Raw genomic sequence first — 20,096 nt, forward strand, 5'->3', positions numbered from 1 at the left:
ATCAGTAACCGTTATGAACGACCGTAATAATCGAAATACAGCACTGTCGCAGCGGTTCTTGAAGGAACATCGAGTTTCTTCAACAAGCTTTTCATATGAACCTTCACTGTCGACTCCGAAATAAACAGCTGGTCGGCAATTTCACGGTTTCGTTTACCAAGTGCGACATTTTCTAGGATCTGAGTTTCACGCTGCGTGAGATGATCAAACGGATTGCTTTTCTGTCCATTGCTGTCAATAAAGGTTTGGATTTCTTTGCTATAGACTGGGTTATTTATGCCCACATTCCTTAATTTATTGACCAAATCATCAGGCTCGGTGTCTTTAAGTAAGTAGCCATCAGCGCCCGCCCTTATTAGAGCCGAAATATCAGCGGGGCTATCTGAGACCGTAAGAATAACAATGTAACTTTCGACACCGTCTTTCCTCAACCCATTAAGTGTGTCGAGCCCCGACATACCTTTCATGTTGAGATCCAGTACAATCAAATCAATGTCGTTTTGACCTGCTATAGCAATTGCATCGGTGCCATTGCTGGCTTCGCAAACTACATCAAAATCATCTTCGCTTTCCAGCAGTTGCCGAATGCCCCGTCGCATGAGAGGGTGATCATCTACTAGCATCACACGAATGGAAGTTGATTCGGTTTCAGTATTGTTATTCTCGTCCAACGTTGGTTCCTTTCTTTGCTTATACCTGTGGTTCAAAGCACATGTGAATTCTACTGCCCTGACCTATAGTCGACTCAACGCTTATTGTACCGCCTAATTGCTCGGTACGCTCATGTAAAATCGCCAATCCGTAATGGCCATCTTGCGATTTCCCCACGTCAAATCCTTTTCCGTCGTCATTCACTTCGACACACACTTCGTTACCACGATCGATACACTCAATACTGATATTGCTAGCACAAGCATGTTTGGCAGCATTCAATGTTGCCTCCCGCACAATTTGTAAAACGTGTACATGCTGCTCAGCGGTTAATCTTAGTGAATTCAGTTGGTTATTATACTCTATTTTTGCATCCGTTCGACCTTGTAGATCCTCAACGGTAGTTTTTAATGCTTCAGCAAAGTTTAACTCACCAACAGGTAACCTAAACGTTTTGAGCAGTTCTCGGAGCTGCTGATAACAGGATCGCAAACCTTCGTCCAAATCCAGCACCACCGGGTGACTGCTAAGCTCTCGTTTTAGTAATACGGTTTGAATCTTCAAATAAGACAAATTTTGGGCTAAAGAGTCATGCAGTTCACGGGCTATGGTTGCCCTTTCGGTGTGAATGAGTAGCTGCTGCTGCTGTTTCTTAGTTGCTTTGTAGTAAATGGCTCGCGAATATATTTGAGTAAAACTTTCGATAAAACTTTCATCGACTTCTTCATTTAAAAAGAGCGTAATCTGACCTTGTTCTATATCACTGTACTGAAGTTTGCGCTGAGTTGTGATAGCCCCCGTTGATGCACCCGACGCGAAAAAAACATCTACGTCCGATTCATCGATTACAATCGCCTTTACTCCAGCCACGGATGAATGGGCAACTAATTCGTCTAGCATCGTTTGAAATAGGCTGTAATTAAGACTCGGGTCGGCCAATAAACTTGTTGTCCGATAGAGTGTATTTAGCGATCCATTCGCTTGTTGCAGTTCGCTGGTCTTTTGCGCTACCGCCGATTCTAGGTCGTCGTATAGCTGTCCTAGCTCTTTAGACATTAGCGTGAAGCTACGGCCAACATAATCCATCTCTCTACTACCACTGGGTTTGAGGTGTATATCAAACTCACGGCTTTGTATCGATTGACTTGCTTCTATTAATCCATTGACAGGTTCTAACACTCGTGTACGAACGATAAGCAATATATACAGTGATACAAAAAGGATGCCACCCAATCCCAATCCACCTACCACGGCCAAATTTTGCAACTTCTTTTCTGAGTAAACTTGTAGCTTACTCACCAGTTGATCGATTTGAGTAACAAACTCTTGAACCGATTGTAAATACTGATCATTGCGGTCACTAAGCAATACCCGCTTTAACATCAACCACCGGTCTATAAGTCTCAAATAATCATTACGAATATCGTCTGGAGCAGCCCAGTGGTCTAACGCAGACATTGATGGAGAATACAGTGAGGATTCAAATTGCTTAACATGAAGACCAAAAAGGTCGTCTTGAGACTGAATATCGTAGGCTAACCGATAACTTTGCATACGCATTGAACCCGAGACATTAATGGCTTCACCGTCTCGCATACTCATGTTCAAGCTCAACAATGAGTAGACTGTTGTAAACAATGACAAAAGCCCAATCGCCAATAAGCACAGAACAAATGACCGAATCAAAGGTTTAGGTTGTCGCACACGCCCTCCTTAGGGCCCACAAAAACAGCTGTTTTCTAAGTAAAAGACTGAATATCCGGACAATATGTGATTAAGCGCATCCAATATTCATGATCTGAATCAAGTTACATTCCAGTTTACCCCTTTTGAGCTATTTTAGTCATCTGTACGATAACTAAACTATGAGTATAAAACGTAGTTTACTGTTTTTTTTTAAACCATAGCGTTACGTCACCATTTTGGGCAATAAGTATGGTATTCAATTGGTAGATACACACAAACGTCGTTTGTTTCGTCGCAAGTACGTCAAACCAGGGAACTTACCTTGGCTTTCTGAGCCACAGGCGTTCTCACAACTGTGCTCTCGCTGTGGAGAATGCGCGTCAGTGTGTGAAACCAACATAATTACCAAAGGTGATGGTGGGTTCCCAGTTGTCGATTTCGACCAAGGAGAATGCACCTTTTGCTATAAATGCGCAAAAAGCTGTCCCGAAAAACTATTTAACCCGCAACCGACTAAACCTTGGGAGCAAACAGCAACCATCAGTAACCAATGTCTTGCAAAGCAAGGTGTCGATTGCAGAGTGTGTGAAGAGTCTTGTGAGCCCTTTGCCATACAGTTTAAACCACAGTTAAGCAGTGTCGCACAACCGACTATAGAGCTCGATGCTTGTAATGGTTGTGGCGGATGCGTTGCAAATTGCCCGACACAGGCAATTACCGTAAACACCATCGACATTCAAAATATTTAACCCGAAGAGCACTCTTCAAAAAGCAGGTGTAGTAGTACATGGAAGAAGTCCACATATCCAGCTTGGTGGTTCATGCTGAGCCCACCCATCTAGAGGGCGTGAAAGCGGCCATTTTAGCACTGCCCGGCAGCGAAATTTACGGCGATGACCCACATGGAAAAATTGTTGTGGTGATGACGACAGAAAACCAAGGGTTCATAACCACAACGATAGACAAAATCTCTAACCTTGAGCACGTGTTAAACGTTGCCTTGGTTTACCATCATATCGAAAAAGAGACCGAGACCTTTGATAAGCCTATCAATGACCTCTCAGTTGAAGCAAAAGGTGACGTATGAAATTAACACGACGTGAATTTGTAAAAGCCAATGCTGCGGCTTCTGCAGCAGCGGTAGCAGGTATAGCCCTGCCCGCTCAGGCAACAAACCTTATTGCGAGTTCAGATCAAACTGCTATCACATGGGATAAGGCGCCTTGTCGTTTTTGTGGTACAGGTTGTTCGGTTCTGGTAGGGACACAAAACGGTAAAGTAGTCGCGACTCAGGGTGATCCAGAGTCTCCAGTAAACAAAGGTCTTAACTGTATTAAAGGTTATTTCCTGTCAAAGATCATGTATGGCGAAGACCGTTTAACCCAACCTCTTTTGCGTATGAAAGATGGCGAATTCCACAAAGATGGTGATTTCCAACCGGTTTCTTGGGACAAAGCCTTCGACGTGATGGCCGACAAATGGAAAAGTGCACTTCAAAAGCAAGGCCCTTCTGGTGTCGGTATGTTCGGTTCTGGACAATGGACTGTCATGGAAGGCTACGCCGCCGCCAAAATGATGAAAGCGGGTTTCCGTTCAAACAACATCGATCCTAACGCACGTCACTGTATGGCATCTGCAGTTGTTGGCTTTATGCGCAGCTTTGGTATTGATGAGCCAATGGGATGTTACGACGACTTCGAAAGCGCTGACTCATTTGTGCTGTGGGGTTCGAACATGGCAGAAATGCACCCAGTATTGTGGACTCGCATTACTGACCGTCGTTTAAGTCACCCACACGTAAAAGTAAACGTTCTTTCGACCTATTATCATCGTTCGTTCGAATTGGCAGACCAAGGATACATTTTTGAACCACAGTCTGACTTGGCCATTGCTAACTTTATCGCCAACTACATCATCGAAAATGATGCAGTGAACTGGGACTTTGTTAATAAGCACACCAACTTTACTCAAGCAGACACCGACATCGGTTACGGTCTTCGTGATGATGATCCGTTGCAAGTAGAAGCTGAAAACCCGAACTCGGGCAACATGACACCAATCAACTTTGAAGAGTATAAAAAGTCTGTTGCGCCATACACGGCAGAAAAGGCCTCAGAAATCTCTGGCGTCTCTACTGAAAAGCTCATAGAGCTTGCGAAACAATACGCCGATCCAAACACCAAAGTCATGTCTCTGTGGACCATGGGGATGAACCAACATACCCGTGGCGTATGGATGAATAGCCTAGTTTACAACATCCACCTATTGACCGGAAAGATTGCAACTCCGGGTAACAGCCCATTCTCTTTGACAGGTCAGCCTTCGGCCTGTGGTACTGCTCGTGAAGTCGGTACGTTCGCACACCGTTTGCCTGCGGATATGGTGGTTGCTAACCCGAAACACCGTAAAATCGCCGAAGACATTTGGCAGATCCCTGACGGCGTAATCCCACCGAAGCCAGGCTACCACGCAGTTCTTCAAGATCGCATGCTAAACGACGGCAAACTCAATGCGTATTGGGTAATGTGTAATAACAACCTGCAAGCAGGTCCAAACATCAACAATGAACGTCTTCCTGGTTACCGTAATCCTGACAACTTCATTGTCTGCTCTGACCCTTACCCAACTGCAACAGCCCAAGCTGCTGACTTGATTCTTCCTACCGCAATGTGGATTGAAAAAGAAGGCGCTTACGGTAATGCTGAGCGTCGTACACAAGCTTGGTACCAACAGGTAGATACCATTGGTGAAGCAAAATCAGACTTGTGGCAGTTGATGGAATTTTCCAAGCGCTTCAAAATGGAAGAAGTTTGGACAGAAGAACAACTCGCTATGGCACCACAATATCGTGGTAAAACCATGTACGAAATGCTGTTTGAAAATGGCCAAATTAACCAGTTCCCAATTGAAGAAGCAAAAGAGCTGAATGACGATGCTCACCACTTTGGCTACTACGTGCAAAAGGGTATCTTCGAAGAGTACGCCCGCTTTGGACGTGACCATGGACACGATTTGGCTCCTTACGACGTTTACCACCAAGTACGTGGATTACGTTGGCCAGTGGTTGACGGTAAAGAGACTAAATGGCGTTTCAAAGAAGGCTCGGATCCCTACGCGAAGCCAGGCTCAGGTTGGGACTTCTATGGTAAGCCAGACGGTAAAGCATTGATCATCTCAGCACCGTATGAAGCGCCTCCAGAAGTGCCAGATAGCGAATTTGATATGTGGCTATGTACCGGACGTGTTCTGGAACATTGGCATACCGGCACAATGACTCGCCGCGTTCCTGAACTTTACAAAGCGGTTCCTGATGCACTGTGTTATATCCACCCGGCGGATGCAAAAGAGAAAGGATTGCGTCGCGGTGATGAAGTGCTGATATCAAACAAGCGTGGCGAAGTAAGAGTACGTGTAGAGACTCGCGGTCGAAATCGTCCACCTCAAGGGTTGGTGTTTGTTCCATTCTTTGATGCGCGCATTTTGATTAACAAGCTGATTCTTGATGCAACCGACCCATTGTCAAAACAGACTGACTTTAAAAAGTGTCCGGTTAAAATCACTAAGGTCGCTTAGGCCAACAGCAGTTAGGCCATGTTTAGTTGTAGGTTTTCAAACCACACTCATGGCCCCTATTTGAGCCTATAGGCGGAGAGTTATTATGAAAAAACGTTTATTAACAGTTATTTCGCTTACTATGCTGGTTGCAGGTATTGTAAACGCAGAACTGAACAACCCCGGTGGTATTGGCGGTGTGAATTCACTTCGTGGAGCAAGCGAACTGGAAGCCACACGACCAGCCGACGACTTCAAGAAGTACCCAAGAGATCAAGTTCTCGAAGCCGATTTTGTTTACCAGCCACCTCTTATTCCACACAACATTCGTGGATATGAAGTGTCGCTTAATGCAAACAAATGTCTGGCCTGCCATAGCTGGAAGAATGCTCCTGAGATGGGCGCAACCAAAGTGAGTGTGACTCACTATGTAAATCGCCAAGACGCTGTACTGGCTGATGTATCGCCTCGTCGCTACTTCTGTTTGCAGTGCCATGTTCCTCAAGCAAGCGCTAACCCGCTGATTGAGAACGATTTTGAGCGTGTTGACTCACTTAAGTAATCGCCGAGGTTAGTTATGAAACTATTAAAGGCGTTCTGGCAACGTCTCATCAGTCCAAGTAAAGCAGCGGTTGGTATTGTCCTATTTATGGGCTTTGCTGGTGGTTTGCTTTTCTGGGGTGCATTTAATACCGGCATGGAAGCGACCAATACAGAAGAGTTTTGTTCGGGCTGTCACGCACCTATTGTGGCTGAAATTCAAGAGACCATTCACTACTCTAACCGTTCTGGTGTACGCGCAATTTGTTCCGATTGTCACGTACCGCATGAGTGGTCAGACAAAATTGTTCGTAAGGTTCAAGCCTCAAAAGAGTTGTTCTTCCATTTTATGGGCACCATCGATACCCAAGAGAAGTTTGAAGCTCGTCGCGGTCATCTAGCGGAGCGCGAATGGGCAAGACTGAAAAACAACGACTCATTAGAATGTCGAAACTGTCACGAGTTTGAGTTTATGGACTTTTCTGAACAAGGGCCACGCAGTGCTAAGCAGCACTCTACTGCACTCGCCTCTGGCGAAAAGACCTGTGTGGATTGTCACAAAGGTATCGCACACAAACTTCCAGATATGCATGGCGTAGAGGGGTGGTAACATGAGTCAATTTGAATCCATTATTTGGCACGTACTCGGTTACAGCGCAATGCCAGTAATCATTCTAGGCGGTTTTGCCGGTGTCGCCGCTTTATCGATATGGTTACTATCGATGACCAAAGATAAATAGGGTTATTTAAAACCCAAAAGGGCCATTAGGCCCTTTTTTTGTTGTGTGCATAAGGAAAAGACTGGTTAGTGGTGGTACTGCTTAAACCATCGGACAAAGTTCTCTACTCCCTCTTCAACGCCAACTTGTGGTTGGTAGTTAATGTAGGCTTCTAATTCTTTGGTATCTGCCCACGTTGCTTCTACATCACCAGGTTGCATTGGCAGATTGTTCCTAATAGCTTTGGTCCTTGTGGCGGTTTCTATAGCGGCAATAAAGGCCTCTAAAGAGGTTGGCTTACCTGCACCGATATTTAACAGTTTATACGGCGCTTCACCGTTTACAGATTGAGGCGGTTTGTCACACACTCGAATAATGCCCTCGACAATATCGTCAATGTAAGTAAAGTCACGGCTAAGTGCACCATGGTTGTACACGTCAATAGGCTGATTATCTAAGAGTGCAGTCGTAAACTTATACAAGGCCATATCAGGTCTTCCCCATGGACCATACACAGTAAAAAAACGCAGTCCCGTCACGGCGAGTTGATGTATGTGTGAGTAACTGTGCGCTATCATTTCGTTTGATTTTTTTGTCGCAGCGTATAGAGATATTGGCTGATCGACTTTGTCATTGGTGGTAAACGGCATCTTGTCATTCAATCCATAGACAGAACTACTCGACGCGTACACTAAATGGCTAATCTCATGTATGGCACAACAATCGATAATATTAAAATAGCCCACCAAATTACTGTCGATATAGGCTTTAGGGTTATCAATCGAATATCGTACCCCTGCCTGCGCCGCTAGGTGAATGACAACATCAAACGTATGCTCTGCAAAGAGTTTATCCATGAGATCGCGACGCATAATGTCCGCTTTGATAAAGCTAAAATTGGGGTGTTTTATGTGCGCTAGACGCGCGAGTTTTAATTGAGGCGAATAATAATCGTTGAGGTTATCAACACCAACAACATCATGACCTAACTGACACAATTTTTGGCATACTGCCGAGCCTATAAACCCCGCAACACCTGTCACCAAATACTTCACTTTCATCCCTGCCTATATTGAAGACTTATTTAGACCATACAGGCCCATGCAGAGTGAATATGCGTCAGAACTAAGACACTTTCCAATGTGATCGCGAAGTATTAAAAATGAGCCACTTTAGTCAAAGTGGCTCAAACAGTCTGGCGTAAAAATAAGCTAAAAAGAGTTACGCTGCGTTAGACATCATTTGATTTACCTGACGATCTTTTCGACTAAACAGTAAGTAAGTAATCGAAATTAAGTAGAACAAGTAAGCATAAGAGAAGATAAGCGGCGAGGAGATCACCGCACTTTTTAAGCCGATGAGAACACCTACGACCGTAACGGTCAGTTTGGCAAGTGCGCCACAAATGAGCAAAAATAGCGCTAACTGCGGTATTTTAGTCACTCGAGCAGCAATGCCGTAATAAGCCAAAACCGACATGCTAGCGATAAGCAATGCGGCAATGAACGATGTCATATGATCCATTGACAGATAAAATCCCAAAGATGACAACAGCGCAACGATTGCGTATTTCATGGTGTGCCTTTTGAGTAGTTACAACGAATTTAGGAAGCTGAAGAGTAATTCACCCTTCAGCGGCATTATCGTACATAAACTAGTCAATATCTACTGAATTTTGGCAAGAATAATTCTCCAGCCATCGAGTTAAATCGTTGATTAATTTAATTGTATCGTAATTGTTGCATTTAAATGAGTACTTTGTATTCATAGTTACCTTTTACTGCCAAACAACACGATTTACTGGCTGATTTAAGGCACAGTTGTAAAAACGGTGTTAAGCAAAGGTAGCGCGGGAGTAATTTATCCTGCTTGGTGAATTTTTCCACACAAATAGTGATTCACTTCTCATTTTTATTGGCTATAATGCGCGCTCAAAATGAGTTGATAAGTTCAACTTTTTTAGTACTCACACCATTAGAGCAACCTATGACCAACTTAAAAAAAGCAACAAAAATCCTCGTCGCCGGTTTTTGTATAAACCTCTGTTTAGGGATCTTATACGCATGGAGTGTATTCAATAAGTCATTAGTCACCATTAATGGTTGGAACGCCGCAGACGCGTCTCAACCATACGCTGTGGCCACAATCACTTTCTCCATTGCTCTTTTGGTTGCCGGTATCTTGCAAGACCGAATGGGTCCACGCAAAATCTTGATTCTTGGTACTGCTCTAACTGGCCTAGGCATGATTTTGTCTAGCTTTGCAACAACGCCTATTGGTCTAAGCATCACATTTGGTGTGATTGCTGGCGCAGGCATTGGTTTCGGTTATGCCTGTCTTTCTCCTGCTGCAATGAAGTGGTTCCACTCTAGCAAGAAAGGACTGGTTAACGGCTTGATTGCTGCGGGTTTTGGTCTTGCCGCTGTTTATTTAGCGCCTCTTACTGCAGCGTTAATTGCTCAATATGGCATTAACCAAAGCTTCTTAATTTTAGGTGTGGGAATCCTGTTGATCTCGGTTCCTCTAGCCGCAACCATCACTAACCCACCAGAAGGATATAAGCCAGAAGCCCCTAAGAATGCTCAGAAAGCGGCAAAAAGTGGTGCTGCAGCGGCTGATATCGAGTGGAAAACCATGCTTAAAACGCCACAGTTTTACAGCTTGTGGATCATGTATGCACTTGCATCAGCGGTTGGCCTAATGGTTATCGGTAACATTACAACGATTGCAAGTGTACAAGCCAATATCCCGGACGCTGTATACTTGGCATCGATTCTTGCCATATTCAACTCTGGTGGTCGCGTAGCTGCGGGCATTCTTTCAGACAAAATTGGTGGCGTTCGTACGCTTTTCCTAGCGTTTGCATTGCAAGGCGCTAACATGATTATGTTTGCAACCTACACATCTGAAATGGGCATGATTATTGGTACAGCAGCCGCTGCACTTGGTTATGGTACGCTTTTGGCTGTATTCCCATCTATCACAGCAGAATACTATGGTCTTAAGAACTACGGCACCAACTATGGTGTGCTGTACACTGCTTGGGGTATCGGTGGTGCAATCGGTGCGACGGTTGTGGGTATTTCTATGGCGCAAGGCACCGGATATACTCTAGCGTATACCATTTCTGCGGCAATGATGGCCGTGTGTGTTGCACTTACTTTTGTTACAAAACCTGTGAAACAAGAGCAAAGCAATGCCGAAGCAATTACTGCTTAGAAAAGAATAGTCTTAGATTTCAAGCCTGTGCTATCGCACAGGCTTTTTTCGTTTAGACGCAGTGATCCTTATTAAGCGGTATCGACTACAATTAGCAAGACTATTCATTGTAGCCGTCATCAAACTTGGCAGGAGGACTCACATGGATACTCAAGACCGAATAGACGACTTAGAACAGCAAATGTATGTGGCATGTTCAGAAGGTGACTACCATTCAATGAACCTCATTGAGCAACAAATAGAGCAGCTCAAAGCCAATCTAAGTACCTCACTTCTCGATGATCCTTACGCAACAGAAAGCAAATGGGATACAGAATCGTACTAGCATTACTGAAAACGCGAATCTGACCAGCAATTGCAGTGTATAGCTCAAAACTTTGTTCAGATTCGCTTTTTTTTACTGCCCGCACTGTGGCAACATGGCTAGATTAACTAAATACGAGGAACTATCCATGGAAACGACGGTGCGCACCATGCCCGCTCACAAACACATCGCACTTGTAGCACACGACAATCGCAAACAAGATCTCGTCAGATGGGTTAAAGAAAACCTACACAAGCTTCAAGGTCATTTTCTGTATGCCACCGGGACAACAGGTCATATTCTGAGTAAGGAAACCGGTCTCGCGATTAAAAGCCTAATCAGTGGTCCAATGGGAGGCGATCAACAGCTGGGTGCGCTGATTTCGGAAGGCAAAATCGACATGATGGTGTTTTTCTGGGATCCACTCAATGCCGTGCCTCACGACCCAGATGTTAAAGCACTATTGCGTATCGCCAGTGTTTGGAACATTCCAGTTGCAACAAACCGCGCAACCGCAAAGTTTTTGTTCGAATCTGCGTTGATCGAGCAAGAAGTCGACATCGAGATCCCAGACTATCAAGCCTATTTAGACGCCAGAATTTAACTCTACGCGATTAAAGCTGACATAAAAAAGCGGTACCCATTTTGGGTACCGCTTTTTATTGCGCTTTTCCGTCCCTAGGCGAGATTCACACCTTCATAATCGCTTAACTCATCAATAAACGGGGACGCAGCAGTGTCATAACAGATAAAGACATGCTCTTTTGCTCGGGTCATTGCTGTGTACATTAGTCGACGCTCTTCGGCGTGTTCTATGCCTTCATCTCTGTCGCGTAGCGCTTCGACAAGGTGAGACGTTCGTTCCTTTGCCGGGAACTCGTTGTTATTCACCCCCACAACCACAACGTAATCGCTTTCCTGCCCTTTACTTGCATGACAAGTCATGAACTGAAACTCTAGATGCGAAAAGGTAGAACTCCATTCTTTAACATCTGCGGGTTGATGCCGGTGGTTTCGACCCAATACCAGTACGCTATGGGTGTGAGTTAAACTATCGTCTAGCTGCTTAAGTCGAGCAAACAGGTGTGCTTGAGAAAACACCGTCACTGACGCCTCATCCGCAGAGCGTTGCGCCACAATCGATTTGGCCAACTGCGATGGGTTTTGGCCAATAAACCGCTCTGCAACAGCGGCAATTTGACTGTTGCACCGATAGCTGCGATCCAAATGATGGATTTTTGCAGGATAAAAACGATTTGAAAACTGAGTCGTTAGCGCTATATCACTGCCAGAAAAACGATAGATAGATTGCCAATCATCTCCTACCGCAAACAGTGACATATCTGGGTTATTAAGTTTTAACGACTCCAAAAACGCCAATCTCATTGGCGAGATATCTTGGAACTCATCGACCGCTAAAAACTGCCAGTCGCCTTTAAACTTCCCTTTATTGAGATACTGTGTCGCCTTAATGATCACCGAATCAAAGTCGTACTCACCCTGTGCGTTCAGATACTTTTTCCAAGCTACATAGGCTGGCCAACACAGCTGCAACTCGCTATTAAGCCGAGAATAATCTACATGGTCGATAAGCTGTTGCTGAATGCTTTTCTTATCTAGATTTTCGCCACTTAAACCACTCACTTGTTGTTCCAACCACGCAATGAGCCGAGGGTTCTCGACTTGTTCGATTAACGTTTCATCACCACTCAAATAAGCAATGGGCCATTGAGAAAGGTGTTTTTGCCAACGTCTAAAGTGAGCGGGGTTACCCCAATGTTCCCGAAGCCATTGAGAGCACCAGGCTTGTTTTTGTTTCAGATTGGTTGCCATGCTCGAAAAACTTGGTGTTTGGTGTTCAACGGTATGAACGATGTGCATTGCCAATTTATGAAAGGTATTAACTCTAACGTTAATCGCCGAGCTGCCAATTCGGGAATCCAAACGCCGGCGCATCTCTTTTGACGCTTCATTGCCAAATGCTAACACCACCATATTTTCTGCCTGTAACTGATGGCTTTGCAGCAAATAGGCAATTTTGGCGGTAATTACACTGGTTTTTCCAGTCCCTGCTCCGGCCAATACCAAGGTATTGTCTTCATCGATCAGCACTGCGACCTGTTGTGAATGATTAAGCGGAGCACGTTCTATCTGCGAAAAAAATACATGCCAATTTTGGAGCTCAATGTCTAACCAATTTTGGTTTCTTTCATCGAGTAATTCGTCCGATTGTTGCCAAGGTAACAACGGCGACACCCCAGTTGGCATACGTTGAGTCGCCTCTTTCATTCCATAACCAATTTCGGTGAGATCCTCACCAATCATTTCACGCCAGTGATTTAACCGGCTCTGCTTAACATAAGCAGGTAACTTTATGATTTGATTAAGAGAGTCATGCCACTTAGGTAGGTATAATGCTAATTTCCTACATTGGATACGGTGCCATTTTTCGTATGAAAGGGTCGATTTTGCTGCAAACTTCTGCGCTTCATTCCAATCTAAACCACAGATCGTCCACACCTCTTGGTGACCGTCACTTTCGAGGCCAAGAATAGACAGTTGTGCCCAACGAATTCCCCGTTTTACGGTAATTTTGCCGCACAAATGGGTAAACGGCAGTATCACGCTTTGCGTATTACTCGCGAGTTCAAACTGATCGGCTTTAACTGCGACGCTGGCGAATTCACTGTGAATAAAAAACTGCGCAAAAGGAGTGGCTTGGATCTGCATTGCCTGTCGAGGCCCTAATAATGGTCATTCTTTGCAAAGTGTACACCTAACATCAATCAAAACACCAGACTCTAGTGGACAAATTGAGACGAGATATCATACTCTTAGCCTCTGTAAATCGAATTGTTGCACTACGTGAACTCTCAGTCAAAAGTAAAGCCTATGTGGGCTAAGAATACCCTTAATTATGCGTTGCTCATTGCTGCGGCGATGTTGGGCGCGCTGAGCGTCTCATATTACCTACAAGACGGCACTCTCATTACACCTTTGTCGCTAGGCATAATTGCCGCGGCACTTGCGGAAACGGATGACAGTTTTTGGGGCCGTATCAGAGCGATCCTATTAACCTTCTTCTGTTTTGCTTTTGCCTCTTGGTCCACGGCTATTTTGTTCCCCTACCCAGTCCTTTTCTCAATTGGCTTGCTCACCAGTAGCTTTGGGTTTGTCATGCTAGGAGCAATAGGTCCTCGATACAGCAGTATCGCCTTTGGCTCGCTTCTTATAGCCATTTATACCATGTTGGGAATGGACACGACTGGTGTTGGTCCTGACCAAACATTTTTATTGCTAGCGGGTGCTTTTTGGTACTACTTACTCTCGATGATCTGGAGCAGTGTTTTGCCAATGCAACCCGTCCAGCAAGCCGTAAGCAATGTCTTTGACAATTTAGGGGCCTATTTACACAGCAAGAGCCAGCTGTTTAAAGCGTCAGAGACTCTTGTTCCTCAGCCTTTTCGGCTTAAAGAAGCCGAGCTAAACGCCGTAACGGTAGCCCACTTAGAAACGTGCAAAGCACTGTTTATTCACCGTTCAAAGAAAGGCGTTGTTGACGGCCCTAGTGACCGTTTCCTAAGACTTTATTTTCTTGCTCAAGATATTCATGAACGCGTTAGCTCCACTCATTATCGATACCAAGAGTTAGCGCAAGCCTTTGGCCGTTCAGACATATTGTTCCGTTTTCAACACCTGCTAGAAGAACAAGCGGCTGCATGCCAAAATGCAGCACTCTCGGTCAGCGAAAATAAGCCATTTCAATACCAACCTTCTCATTCACTGATAGAGTTAACACACTCACTAGAACACCTAGACGCTCACGCCAATGACGAACAACGTTCATTGTTACCGCAGTTGCATTTTCTCTTTAAAAATCTCTGCTCAGTAGAGCAGCAGCTGCGCAACATCTCCAACCCTGATGCGATCGAATTTACAGGCAGCAATCAGCTCGATAACGATCAACCCACTTCAATTAAAGCGATGATGCTACGAGTGTGGAAGAGTTTGTCATTAAGTTCACCACTGTGTCGGCACGCCATCCGCTTGAGTTTGGCGTTAACCCTCGGCTACGGCATCATCCAATTGTTCTCCATTTCTCATGGTTATTGGATATTGCTCACCACTTTGTTTGTGTGTCAGCCAAACTTCAGTGCCACAAAACAGAAGCTGCGTTCTCGGTTAATTGGCACATTTGCAGGTCTATTGGCGGGTGGGCTGTTACTTACACTGCTCCCAACTCAACTGGGTCAAATGATGGTCATCACCATCAGTGCAGTACTGTTTTTTAGCTTTAGGCTCAATAATTATGGATACGCCACAGCATTCATTACGGTATTAGTGCTGTTTAGCTTTGCTCAACTAGGAGAAGGCTATGGTGTTATCCTTCCTAGACTGATCGATACTCTAATTGGCGGCAGTTTAGCAACATTAGCGGTTGTATTTATACTTCCCGACTGGCAAGCGAAACGCTTACCTAACACCACCGCCAGGGCATTTTTGTCCAATAAAGCGTATTTAGATCAAACGATTGCACAGTATCGGTTAGGAAAAGAAGATGGATTGGCATACCGAATTGCACGCCGTGAGGCCCATTTCGCCGATGCACAACTGAGTACTGCCATAAGTAACATGATGATGGAACCTGAAAAGTACCAGCAATCTAAAGAGCATTATTTTCGTTTATTGACTCTGAACCACGCCCTATTGAGCTATATTTCAACATTAGGTTCACACAGACAGCGGCTCGATGACGAATCTTTACACAAAGCCATACTGGATGCACACGCGACAATTCGTATGCATTTAGACACAGTCGCACAACATATTAACGATCAGTTGCCTCTAACGAGCTTTAGTGGCACGTATCCAGCAACGCTGCCCATTGTAGAAGACCTTCCGGCAAATCTGTCTGTATCATTAATATTGCAGCAAATGCACTTGATCTACCGTATGCTCCCTGAAATGTATAGTTTGACCTCTGCCATTAATACGGCGCCCATTACGCCATCTGAACCAGAAACATAGGAAATAAACATGCGCCTATCAACCGTCATTAGACTCATTGCCCTGTCGTTGGTTAGTCGCGTGTCGTTAGCAGACGTCGTTATAAACATTCCATCGAATGTCGAGTTACTTGTGGTCAATGAAGAAAAGCCAAAAATTGATGGTGGCTTTTTCTCTTCGACATCAACCACCACGCTCGATGATGGACAGCACCAAGTCGTGCTACGTGTAACGCAGAGTTTTACAGGTAATAATGATAAAGAGCTATTCACCAGTCAACCCGTTATAGGAACATTTAACGGCACTCAGGCCGAGCTCAGTATTGAAATACCAACTTTTACCACAAGCAGACAAGCACAAGCATTTAACGACCAGCCACGATGGCATTTGGTGACAAGCGAAGGCGAGGTGATAAAGGCCAAACAAGATAAGTTGGTTCATCACGGGATGCAAGTTGGGCGTGACTTTATCTCAGAAATACAGGCCTACAATCAAGGCAATGGGATTGCAATATGGACCCGAGGTATGATGACGAACACGTCAGAGCATCAGCAAAGCACGCCCACAACCACAGAAGAGATGCTGCATTTTTGGTATAAAAAGGCTGATCCAGAGACTCAGCAGCGATTTAAAGAAGCGATTAACGCTCTTTGAATTAAAAATTCGTTTTAGCCAACCAATTAACAAAACTCTGACAATTATGTGACTGGGGTCTTATTTAGGAGGTCTATAGTATATCTAGTCACCAATAAGATCGGTCAATTTTATGAACACACAACAGTTTGACGAACTGAAATCAATGATTTCTATGTTGTCGTTGGAGCAAATGAATCAAATTCAAAATGAAATCCAACGTAAAACACAAGCAAAGCAACAAGAGTTGGTCACCGACGAAGAGAGCGATTACATTCAGTCGCTATTTCACTAATTAGGTTACCTTACAGCAACTCTTTCGCAATAAGTTCTAATTAATAGGTTTCTCTTTCTATGCTCAAACCTTTTTTAGCGCTATTGGCAATCGTATTTTGGTTGTGAGCGATGGCGTCATGAATATTGACCCATCTAGGCACCATCCCATTTGTTTTTTCATAGCCCTCTAAACGATTCTCTCCCAGTTCCTTGTCGACATGACAAGAATAACAGTACGAGATCATATGCATGACATCCGCATCGTCTTTATACCAAGGTCGAAATTCTTCGTAGAGCCCAAATGGCTTTATTCGGCGAATATTGTTCGCTCCTGTCTCCTCTTCTAGCTCACGAACTAAGGCATTCAGTAAATCTTCACCTTCATCAACCCCTCCTCCTGGTAAAGTGTAATCATCGTATCGCTCGGTATGCATAAGTAAAATAGACTCACCGTCAATACAAATGGCTCGCGTCGCTGTGCGCTGTTTAATAACACATTGATCTAAATGTTCAATATCAGGATGGGTCGCTGTACGTAGATGTCTCACGATGTTTTCTCTAGCAATTTTAACCGGGCAACACTATCACGCTAACAAAGTGATTGCACTTGCGTACAACCATTCATTACACTGGTAACGTTAAATTCAACTTGCTCTAGGAGATCGTAATGAATAAAGCATACATTACTGCCGTATTTGCGGCGTTGCTTGCTGTTGGATGTACCACCACAGAAACGGAATACACTGTCGAGAGCTGGGAGCCACTTACCGACCCAGCCGCGATGTACTGTGTTGAGCAAGAAGGGAAATTCATACGTATCAGTGAAGGTGACAACCGAGTAGGATACTGTGAATTTTCAAAAGATGAAAAATACGAATTACAAGATTACTATCAACGCCATCTAGATGAACAACAGGCACAGTCATAATTCGCTAGATGACCAAAAATAGTGCACTAAATGCACTATTTTTTTGCACAATACTCAGCCAGTGATATGGAATAAAGTCGATATAAGTCAACTATTAATGAAACATACAGCAAAAGTTGCAACTACAAATGAGACATGACTACAATTTGTATGGTTAATAGTGTTTTTTCGCGAAAAAGTGCAAGATTTTGATTTAAAAGCCACAACTTTACGTTATGATGTTTGTCGGCTCAAAAAGACTATTACCGTTTAGCGTTGTACGTGAGTTATATACTTTCGTTTGTCATTAAATCGCAATATGTTTTGTTTAGGCTAAAAGTAGTTCATTAAGAACACGCATCGAATTTTACAAGTAATACAGGAATACACAATGTCAAACACTGTGACTGGTACCGTTAAGTGGTTCAACGAAACAAAAGGTTTTGGTTTTATTCAGCAAGAAAACGGTCCAGACGTTTTTGCTCACTTTAGTGCAATCACTGGAGACGGCTTCAAGACTCTTATCGAAGGTCAAAAAGTTGAATTCCAAATCGCGCAAGGCCAAAAAGGCCCTCAAGCAGAAGCGATCAAAGTACTTTAATTTTAAGTGCATTTGAGAATTAAAAAAAACCAGCAATCGCTGGTTTTTTTGTTTCTGGCTAACTAACAATTTACTAGTCTTTTAATTCACTTTGCGTTTACGTTGTTCCAATCCAGTACTGACCAAACTCGCGACCAATATCGCCAGATAAAAACTGCCTGTAAGTGACTGCATATAGGCAAAAAAGCGTGTAATAGGCAGTGTTGGGGTGATTTCGCCATACCCTACCGTAGTCAAGGTTATAAAGCTGTAGTAAATCACCGACGACAAGTTATCTAACCAGTGCTGGCTGTCTAACCCGCTAAAACCCCCATTAAAACTTTCGATCAAGAATAAATAAACAAACGACCACACCAAGCCAATCATTAGATAGATACAAATTGAGCCAATAATTTGATTGCTGCCAACGTGATCGGTAAACAGTACCTGCTTAAATGCGGAGATCATATAATGCATCAAAAACACGATCACTAAGGTTATTGTCAATAGGCTCAAATTTAAGTTGGTTAAAATCGAAATCACATAAGTCACCAGAAATAGAGTCAGCAGCACCCCAAACCAACTTTTGGTATAAATTGCTTGTCGTTTCACACCCAAAATAGAAAACGCTAAACAGAGAATAATCGCAGACACTACCAGCAATTGCCCCCCCATAAAAAACTGCTCTACAACCGCTACAGTGAACAGTAGTGTCAGTAATGCAACCAACAAAAATACAAAATTATCTTCGCTACTTACTTGTTTCAATGTCTTTAGTCTCCGCCTGTTGCGTTGTGGGTTCCTCACTTTGAGCAAGCCAAGCCATAAATAGGTTATGAGTAACGGCCAACACAACAGCACCGACAAACAAGCCAATAATCCCAGACATAGCCATACCGCCAATTGCGCCCAGTAATATCACTAGCATGGGTACATCAGAGCCACGACCAATTAACATCGGTTTAAGCACCGCGTCGGAGGCACTGACTAACAGGCACCACACTAATAAAGCCGTAGCGACAAAACTTGAGTCACCCGTATAAGCAATAATAATCGGTGGGATAAGCGCCAAGATTGGCGGTAACTGGATGATGGCGACAAACAACACCGCAAGCATCCACAGCCCAACCATTGGACTTCCAGCAAAGTACAACCCTCCCCCCGCGAGTACAGATTGAATCACGGCAACACCAAGCACACCTTGCACTACACTGCGTATGGTACTCACGGTCAGTGTGGTCATTGCCTTACCTGACTCTCCTGCAAGGCGAATCGATATTCTTGAAAAGACTTTTTCGCATGCCGCTGCGTTACTCATAAACACACCGGCAATAATGAGCGACAGTGTCATTTTCAGTAAACCAACGAATACACCACCTATAATACCCAGCGCCGTGGTTGCCAAGGCCGTAATTGGCTCTTGATAAAGCAATACAAATGCTTCAAGGTCACGAGATAGCTTGGTAAAGAACGCGAAGAATTTCTCGCCCACCACTGGCCACTCTTTTACAGATAGTGACGGAGGAGGAATATTGAGTATGCCTTGCTCTATCGCATTGTAAAGATCTTGCATCTCTTCAATCGCAGCACCCGACATAAGGTATGTCGGAATAAACATTAATAGCCCCCCTATTAATACTAATAAGTAGCTTGCCTTTGACGGTGATAGCTTTAGTTTATTGGAAAGCACCATGGCAACTGGGTATAAAGCAGTAGCAATTACAGCGGCCCACACCACCATCATAATGAAAGGTCTTAATATCTCAAAACACCAGTACAGCAATAAAACTATGGCACCTATTTTAATCGCGGCATCCACCGCTTGATGAGATATTGATTGTAATGGCGATTTCATTCTCTCTCCCTGAAATGAATTAACGATGACCATCAGCGAATAATATTTAGAAAAACAATAACTAAGTATAGACACTTATCTCCTCGGTGAGCCGTTATAAGAGGCAGCATTAGCGTAACTAGTCACAAAAATGTCGGGTTGGTCTTGTTAATTGCCGTACATCATAT

Annotated in this window: 22 protein-coding genes; 14 read left to right on the forward strand and 8 right to left on the reverse strand. The window is 44.0% G+C overall.

From position 1 onward, the window contains the following. Window positions 1–11: 11 nt before the first annotated feature. On the reverse strand, window positions 12–623 hold the full coding sequence (locus tag ST37_RS02040; RefSeq protein WP_084883472.1) for a response regulator: 612 nt from the start codon (window positions 621–623) through the stop codon (window positions 12–14). Window positions 624–690: 67 nt separating this feature from the next. After that, window positions 691–2,355 carry a nitrate/nitrite two-component system sensor histidine kinase NarQ gene (gene narQ, locus ST37_RS02045; RefSeq protein WP_084883240.1) on the reverse strand — a complete coding sequence of 555 codons (1,665 nt, stop codon included), beginning with the start codon at window positions 2,353–2,355 and terminating at the stop codon, window positions 691–693. Window positions 2,356–2,597: 242 nt separating this feature from the next. Here narQ and napF point away from each other — a divergent pair, with 242 nt between their 5' ends. From napF to ST37_RS02075, 6 genes are all read left to right on the forward strand, one after another. After that, a complete protein-coding gene (gene napF, locus ST37_RS02050) occupies window positions 2,598–3,086 on the forward strand; it encodes a ferredoxin-type protein NapF (protein WP_084883242.1) in 489 nt (162 codons plus the stop codon). 38 nt (window positions 3,087–3,124) lie between these two features. Next, entirely contained in the window at window positions 3,125–3,424 is a 300-nt protein-coding gene (locus ST37_RS02055; RefSeq protein WP_084883245.1) for a chaperone NapD, read from the forward strand. Beyond that, window positions 3,421–5,910 carry a periplasmic nitrate reductase subunit alpha gene (gene napA / locus ST37_RS02060; RefSeq protein WP_084883247.1) on the forward strand — a complete coding sequence of 830 codons (2,490 nt, stop codon included), beginning with the start codon at window positions 3,421–3,423 and terminating at the stop codon, window positions 5,908–5,910. Before ST37_RS02055 ends, napA begins: the two co-directional genes overlap by 4 nt. An 85-nt stretch (window positions 5,911–5,995) precedes the next feature. After that, the gene (locus ST37_RS02065; RefSeq protein ID WP_084883250.1) at window positions 5,996–6,451 is read left to right on the forward strand and encodes a nitrate reductase cytochrome c-type subunit; all 456 of its coding nucleotides are present in this window, start codon (window positions 5,996–5,998) and stop codon (window positions 6,449–6,451) included. 15 nt (window positions 6,452–6,466) lie between these two features. Then, complete coding sequence (locus tag ST37_RS02070; protein WP_084883253.1) at window positions 6,467–7,039, forward strand: NapC/NirT family cytochrome c; 573 nt, start codon at window positions 6,467–6,469, stop codon at window positions 7,037–7,039. Between the two features lies 1 nt (window position 7,040). Continuing rightward, window positions 7,041–7,169, forward strand: a complete 129-nt coding sequence (locus ST37_RS02075) for a TIGR02808 family protein (RefSeq protein WP_084883256.1) — start codon at window positions 7,041–7,043, stop codon at window positions 7,167–7,169. Between the two features lie 65 nt (window positions 7,170–7,234). On the opposite strand, the gene ST37_RS02080 is transcribed toward ST37_RS02075, so the two are convergent. Both ST37_RS02080 and ST37_RS02085 read right to left on the reverse strand, forming a co-directional pair. Continuing rightward, window positions 7,235–8,203 carry an NAD-dependent epimerase/dehydratase family protein gene (locus ST37_RS02080; protein WP_084883475.1) on the reverse strand — a complete coding sequence of 323 codons (969 nt, stop codon included), beginning with the start codon at window positions 8,201–8,203 and terminating at the stop codon, window positions 7,235–7,237. A 166-nt stretch (window positions 8,204–8,369) separates the two neighbouring features. Next, a complete protein-coding gene (locus ST37_RS02085; RefSeq protein WP_084883259.1) occupies window positions 8,370–8,723 on the reverse strand; it encodes a hypothetical protein in 354 nt (117 codons plus the stop codon). A gap of 411 nt (window positions 8,724–9,134) precedes the next feature. On the opposite strand from ST37_RS02085, the gene ST37_RS02090 reads away from it, so the two are divergent. The 3 genes from ST37_RS02090 to ST37_RS02100 all read left to right on the forward strand — a co-directional run bounded on the left by ST37_RS02090 (window position 9,135) and on the right by ST37_RS02100 (window position 11,275). Next, window positions 9,135–10,367: an OFA family MFS transporter gene (locus ST37_RS02090; RefSeq protein WP_084883261.1), complete on the forward strand. Its 1,233-nt coding sequence runs from the start codon at window positions 9,135–9,137 to the stop codon at window positions 10,365–10,367. A gap of 142 nt (window positions 10,368–10,509) precedes the next feature. Next, window positions 10,510–10,692 carry a hypothetical protein gene (locus ST37_RS02095; protein WP_084883264.1) on the forward strand — a complete coding sequence of 61 codons (183 nt, stop codon included), beginning with the start codon at window positions 10,510–10,512 and terminating at the stop codon, window positions 10,690–10,692. Window positions 10,693–10,819: 127 nt separating this feature from the next. After that, window positions 10,820–11,275: a methylglyoxal synthase gene (locus ST37_RS02100; RefSeq protein ID WP_084883267.1), complete on the forward strand. Its 456-nt coding sequence runs from the start codon at window positions 10,820–10,822 to the stop codon at window positions 11,273–11,275. 74 nt (window positions 11,276–11,349) lie between these two features. On the opposite strand, the gene helD is transcribed toward ST37_RS02100, so the two are convergent. Next, window positions 11,350–13,401, reverse strand: a complete 2,052-nt coding sequence (gene helD, locus ST37_RS02105; protein ID WP_084883269.1) for a DNA helicase IV — start codon at window positions 13,399–13,401, stop codon at window positions 11,350–11,352. 135 nt (window positions 13,402–13,536) lie between these two features. Here helD and yccS point away from each other — a divergent pair, with 135 nt between their 5' ends. The 3 genes from yccS to ST37_RS19915 all read left to right on the forward strand — a co-directional run bounded on the left by yccS (window position 13,537) and on the right by ST37_RS19915 (window position 16,606). Next, on the forward strand, window positions 13,537–15,699 hold the full coding sequence (gene yccS / locus ST37_RS02110) for a YccS family putative transporter (protein WP_143698097.1): 2,163 nt from the start codon (window positions 13,537–13,539) through the stop codon (window positions 15,697–15,699). A gap of 9 nt (window positions 15,700–15,708) precedes the next feature. Beyond that, window positions 15,709–16,332, forward strand: coding sequence for a DUF2057 family protein (locus ST37_RS02115; protein WP_084883274.1), 624 nt, complete (start codon window positions 15,709–15,711; stop codon window positions 16,330–16,332). Between the two features lie 112 nt (window positions 16,333–16,444). Beyond that, window positions 16,445–16,606, forward strand: coding sequence for a hypothetical protein (locus ST37_RS19915; protein WP_172400915.1), 162 nt, complete (start codon window positions 16,445–16,447; stop codon window positions 16,604–16,606). Window positions 16,607–16,646: 40 nt separating this feature from the next. Here the strand turns inward: ST37_RS19915 and ST37_RS02120 are convergent, their stop codons facing one another. Beyond that, a complete protein-coding gene (locus ST37_RS02120) occupies window positions 16,647–17,135 on the reverse strand; it encodes an NUDIX hydrolase (RefSeq protein WP_084883277.1) in 489 nt (162 codons plus the stop codon). Between the two features lie 119 nt (window positions 17,136–17,254). Here ST37_RS02120 and ST37_RS02125 point away from each other — a divergent pair, with 119 nt between their 5' ends. Continuing rightward, on the forward strand, window positions 17,255–17,515 hold the full coding sequence (locus tag ST37_RS02125) for a DUF333 domain-containing protein (RefSeq protein ID WP_084883280.1): 261 nt from the start codon (window positions 17,255–17,257) through the stop codon (window positions 17,513–17,515). A 370-nt stretch (window positions 17,516–17,885) separates the two neighbouring features. After that, on the forward strand, window positions 17,886–18,095 hold the full coding sequence (locus tag ST37_RS02130) for a cold-shock protein (protein ID WP_084883283.1): 210 nt from the start codon (window positions 17,886–17,888) through the stop codon (window positions 18,093–18,095). Between the two features lie 81 nt (window positions 18,096–18,176). Here ST37_RS02130 and ST37_RS02135 read toward each other — a convergent pair whose 3' ends face one another. Further along, window positions 18,177–18,842: a potassium channel family protein gene (locus ST37_RS02135; RefSeq protein ID WP_084883286.1), complete on the reverse strand. Its 666-nt coding sequence runs from the start codon at window positions 18,840–18,842 to the stop codon at window positions 18,177–18,179. Continuing rightward, window positions 18,826–19,929, reverse strand: a complete 1,104-nt coding sequence (locus ST37_RS02140; RefSeq protein ID WP_084883289.1) for an AI-2E family transporter — start codon at window positions 19,927–19,929, stop codon at window positions 18,826–18,828. The genes ST37_RS02135 and ST37_RS02140 overlap by 17 nt, the downstream gene beginning before the upstream one ends. Window positions 19,930–20,096 lie beyond the last annotated feature (167 nt).

It is taken from the genome of Vibrio sp. qd031 (assembly GCF_002100145.1).
Classification (GTDB): Bacteria; Pseudomonadota; Gammaproteobacteria; order Enterobacterales; family Vibrionaceae; genus Vibrio.

Excerpts from the sequence above, each read along its gene's own strand:
- ST37_RS02040 (WP_084883472.1), bottom strand. The coding sequence starts at position 623 with ATGCTAGTAGATGATCACCCTCTCATGCGACGGGGCATTCGGCAACTG.
- ST37_RS02055 (WP_084883245.1), top strand. The coding sequence starts at position 3,125 with ATGGAAGAAGTCCACATATCCAGCTTGGTGGTTCATGCTGAGCCCACC.
- napA (WP_084883247.1), top strand. The coding sequence starts at position 3,421 with ATGAAATTAACACGACGTGAATTTGTAAAAGCCAATGCTGCGGCTTCT.
- ST37_RS02065 (WP_084883250.1), top strand. The coding sequence starts at position 5,996 with ATGAAAAAACGTTTATTAACAGTTATTTCGCTTACTATGCTGGTTGCA.
- ST37_RS02070 (WP_084883253.1), top strand. The coding sequence starts at position 6,467 with ATGAAACTATTAAAGGCGTTCTGGCAACGTCTCATCAGTCCAAGTAAA.
- ST37_RS02075 (WP_084883256.1), top strand. The coding sequence starts at position 7,041 with ATGAGTCAATTTGAATCCATTATTTGGCACGTACTCGGTTACAGCGCA.
- ST37_RS02085 (WP_084883259.1), bottom strand. The coding sequence starts at position 8,723 with ATGAAATACGCAATCGTTGCGCTGTTGTCATCTTTGGGATTTTATCTG.
- ST37_RS02090 (WP_084883261.1), top strand. The coding sequence starts at position 9,135 with ATGACCAACTTAAAAAAAGCAACAAAAATCCTCGTCGCCGGTTTTTGT.
- ST37_RS02095 (WP_084883264.1), top strand. The coding sequence starts at position 10,510 with ATGGATACTCAAGACCGAATAGACGACTTAGAACAGCAAATGTATGTG.
- ST37_RS02100 (WP_084883267.1), top strand. The coding sequence starts at position 10,820 with ATGGAAACGACGGTGCGCACCATGCCCGCTCACAAACACATCGCACTT.
- helD (WP_084883269.1), bottom strand. The coding sequence starts at position 13,401 with ATGCAGATCCAAGCCACTCCTTTTGCGCAGTTTTTTATTCACAGTGAA.
- ST37_RS02115 (WP_084883274.1), top strand. The coding sequence starts at position 15,709 with ATGCGCCTATCAACCGTCATTAGACTCATTGCCCTGTCGTTGGTTAGT.
- ST37_RS19915 (WP_172400915.1), top strand. The coding sequence starts at position 16,445 with ATGAACACACAACAGTTTGACGAACTGAAATCAATGATTTCTATGTTG.
- ST37_RS02125 (WP_084883280.1), top strand. The coding sequence starts at position 17,255 with ATGAATAAAGCATACATTACTGCCGTATTTGCGGCGTTGCTTGCTGTT.
- ST37_RS02130 (WP_084883283.1), top strand. The coding sequence starts at position 17,886 with ATGTCAAACACTGTGACTGGTACCGTTAAGTGGTTCAACGAAACAAAA.
- ST37_RS02140 (WP_084883289.1), bottom strand. The coding sequence starts at position 19,929 with ATGAAATCGCCATTACAATCAATATCTCATCAAGCGGTGGATGCCGCG.